The sequence below is a fragment of the Candidatus Zixiibacteriota bacterium genome, from assembly GCA_020853795.1.
GTDB lineage: Bacteria > Zixibacteria > MSB-5A5 > CAIYYT01 > CAIYYT01 > JADJGC01.
The window spans coordinates 1-2,766 of record JADYYF010000045.1 but is presented as its reverse complement, the minus strand read 5'-3'; the positions used below and the strand labels follow the sequence as shown (position 1 = coordinate 2,766).

The window sequence follows — 2,766 nt, the reverse complement described above, 5'->3', positions numbered from 1 at the left end:
CCGCAACCTTCCGCCCGTCAATCGACAGCCAGCTCTTCCGCGCCCACAATATCAACCCGCATCCGATCAGCATCAAAATGTCGCGCACAATCAAGCTTTGCACCGGCCCCTTCGCGCGTGACGTCGTCGAGAAACATCCGCACTCGATATTGACCCCCTTGACCAGCGCATTCGCCAGCGCCACGATAAACACCGCCAGCAGCCCGCCAATCACCACTGTCGCCGCCTTCTCCCAGTAGCCGATCACCATCAGCACTCCCGCAACCAATTCCACCCACGGCAATAACAGCGCAAACACGTTGATCATCTGCCCCGGCAGCATGTGATAATTGTAAATGATCCGCGCAAACTGGTCGGGATGAACGACCTTGTCCAGCGCCGCATAGATAAACGTCCCGCCGATTACCAGCCGAAGCAGAAACAGGAAATATGGATTAGTTAGCAGTTTCTTCATGGCTCACCTCGACCGGCAGTTGATGCTTGCTCCACTGCGTCCATCCGCCGAAAAAGATCTCGACGTTCTTGTAACCGTATTCCTGCGCTAACAGCCGCGCCAGGAACAATGACGACTCGCATTCCGATCCTGAGCAGTAGGTCACGATCAACGTGTCCTTCGGCAACTCCGCCAGAATCTTGTCCTTGTAATCCTCGAAGTAGTCATACGGGAAACTGATCGCCCCGGCAATGTGTCCCTCTTTGTACTCCTCCGGCTCGCGCGCGTCGATAAACACGTGCCGCTTGGCCGACCAGCGATCGAACGCTTCCGCCATCCGCAGCGTCGGGGGATCACCCGGCTCGTAGGATGGGGAAGTCCACGTTGAATCCGCGTCCGACAGTGATGTCGGCCAGTTGCCAATCCAGGCGACCTTATTCGGATTAACGAGATTATTTACCCCCCCCAGAATCGCTGCGAGTACGACGATGATGATGATTTTCTTAATCATTAACGACTTCTGTTGTATTCTCACCCGTTGTCGAACGCTTATTGCTTATACGGAATCAGTTATCGGCTGTTCCAACCCGAAATTGCCGGAAAGATCCCCCGCGGATCGAATTCTGTCTTGATCCGCCGGGCGATTTCTCCCGCCTTGTCTCCCGCCGGCTTCAGGCCCTCCAGCGGCGCCAAACGGGGAATCCTCTGTGCTACCGGCAGCAAATCCTTCCCATATGGCCGCGCTCCGCGCGGATACAACCGTAGCGAGACCTCCGCAATCACGCCCAGCGTCCCGAAACTCCCGCAGAACAGCTTCGGCAGATCATACCCGGCCACTGACTTGTACGTGATCGCGCCGGTCTTGACCAGCGCCCCATCCGCCGTGACGACCGATAATGCCAGCACCCAGCGGGAGATATTGTACCACTCTGTGCCGTTCGCGATCTGCCCCGTGGCTACCACTCCGCCCACCGTCCCCGTCGCCGATATCTCCAGGAACGGGACGAACAGCCCGTGCTGCGCCAACTCCGCGTACAACTCCGCCAACTTCATCCCGGCCCGGCAAGTCACGTAGTAATCCGCCCGCTCCAGCCGCACGATTCCCACCAAAGCCGACGTCGAGAGCCGGACCAGCTGCCGATCCGCTACCGCTATCGACACGTTGTGCGAATTGGTTCCGGAGGTAATCAACAACGCGCCGTCCGGCGTCGCTCTGACTCCCTCGGCAAGTTCATCAATACTGTGGGGGGCGAACACGGCGTCCGGATTGCTCATCGTTCGCCGAATTGGAGGGCTGTCTGCGTTGCGGGCTTCACTCCGCCAATATAGCCGATCTGCGCCGTCCGGTCAATCGGTGGTGCAGCGAATCTCCGACTCGCGCACGTCGATATTGATCAGATTGGTTGAAGTGACCCGGTTCTGTTGAACAAACACCGACACATCGGGACACTGCTCCGGCAGACCGCTGACGTTGATCCGAATGCTGAGATAGAGGAACGTCGGCGCCAGCTCTTCAAAAATCACCGACGCCGGCTGGTGGTTCGGCACCGTGACCGCCTCCGACTGCTGCATCAGCGTATGCGCCGCGTCCGCGTAGACGGTGAGGATCATCGGGATATTCAAAGTATCCGGCAGGATCCCAAAATCATCGTCGACCACAAACCGCGCTTCCAGGTCGCCCGACCGCGCCGGCAACTCATCATCGCCTTTACGACTACACCCCGCAACCGTCAGCAGTGCGAGTGTCAACACGAGCAAATATCTCAAAGTCAATCTCCCTCGCTACAATCGCCAATCAATCTACCGACAGCTTAGACGTCTTACAAGTTCATTTGGTTTAATCTCGCGCCATAGTGCTTGGGTAGGAAGAATAAGCTGAATTTTCGACCGCGAAAGAATGCTTTTGCCTCTGTCAAGGCAAACGCTTCTCAGCTTGGTCGACGAAATGACCCATGGCCACCCCGCCGTCACCGTTGCGGCAGCCGCAGGTCAACCACCGTAGGTCAGGATCCCCGCGATCCTGACGTGCATTCCACCCCCTGCAGTGCCGACTTCAGTCGGCTCTCCGCCCTTACCCGCTCAACCCCGCCGAATCTCGTTGCGGCAGGTCTTGATCCCGCACACTTGTGTCTCCGTGATTTCCGCGTCACTCTCCAGTGCGGGATTGTGACCTGCCGCCATGCCAACCTACATCGGGCACGAATTTCTTCGCCCCCACTCCTCTCGCCGCCGACGATTCCCCCTTAGCAAACGGGGCCGGGGGTTGTACTGATTCACCTTGCACTGCCTGCGTCTCCGAACGCTGTAGCTCCGCACACTACCGCTTGTCATTG

The 2,766-nt window shown here is 58.0% G+C and carries 4 protein-coding genes; all 4 read right to left on the bottom strand.

Going from position 1 to position 2,766, the window contains the following annotated elements; translation table 11 throughout:
* The coding region (locus IT585_03140) for a DoxX family membrane protein (protein MCC6962223.1) at positions 1-454 on the bottom strand (454 nt) is incomplete at its 3' end.
* Positions 435-944, bottom strand: a complete 510-nt coding sequence (locus tag IT585_03135) for a rhodanese-like domain-containing protein (protein ID MCC6962222.1) — start codon at positions 942-944, stop codon at positions 435-437. The genes IT585_03140 and IT585_03135, both read right to left, overlap by 20 nt.
* A gap of 59 nt (positions 945-1,003) precedes the next feature.
* The gene (locus tag IT585_03130) at positions 1,004-1,708 is read right to left on the bottom strand and encodes an FAD-binding oxidoreductase (GenBank protein MCC6962221.1); all 705 of its coding nucleotides are present in this window, start codon (positions 1,706-1,708) and stop codon (positions 1,004-1,006) included.
* A gap of 72 nt (positions 1,709-1,780) precedes the next feature.
* Positions 1,781-2,200 carry a hypothetical protein gene (locus tag IT585_03125; GenBank protein MCC6962220.1) on the bottom strand — a complete coding sequence of 140 codons (420 nt, stop codon included), beginning with the start codon at positions 2,198-2,200 and terminating at the stop codon, positions 1,781-1,783.
* Positions 2,201-2,766 lie beyond the last annotated feature (566 nt).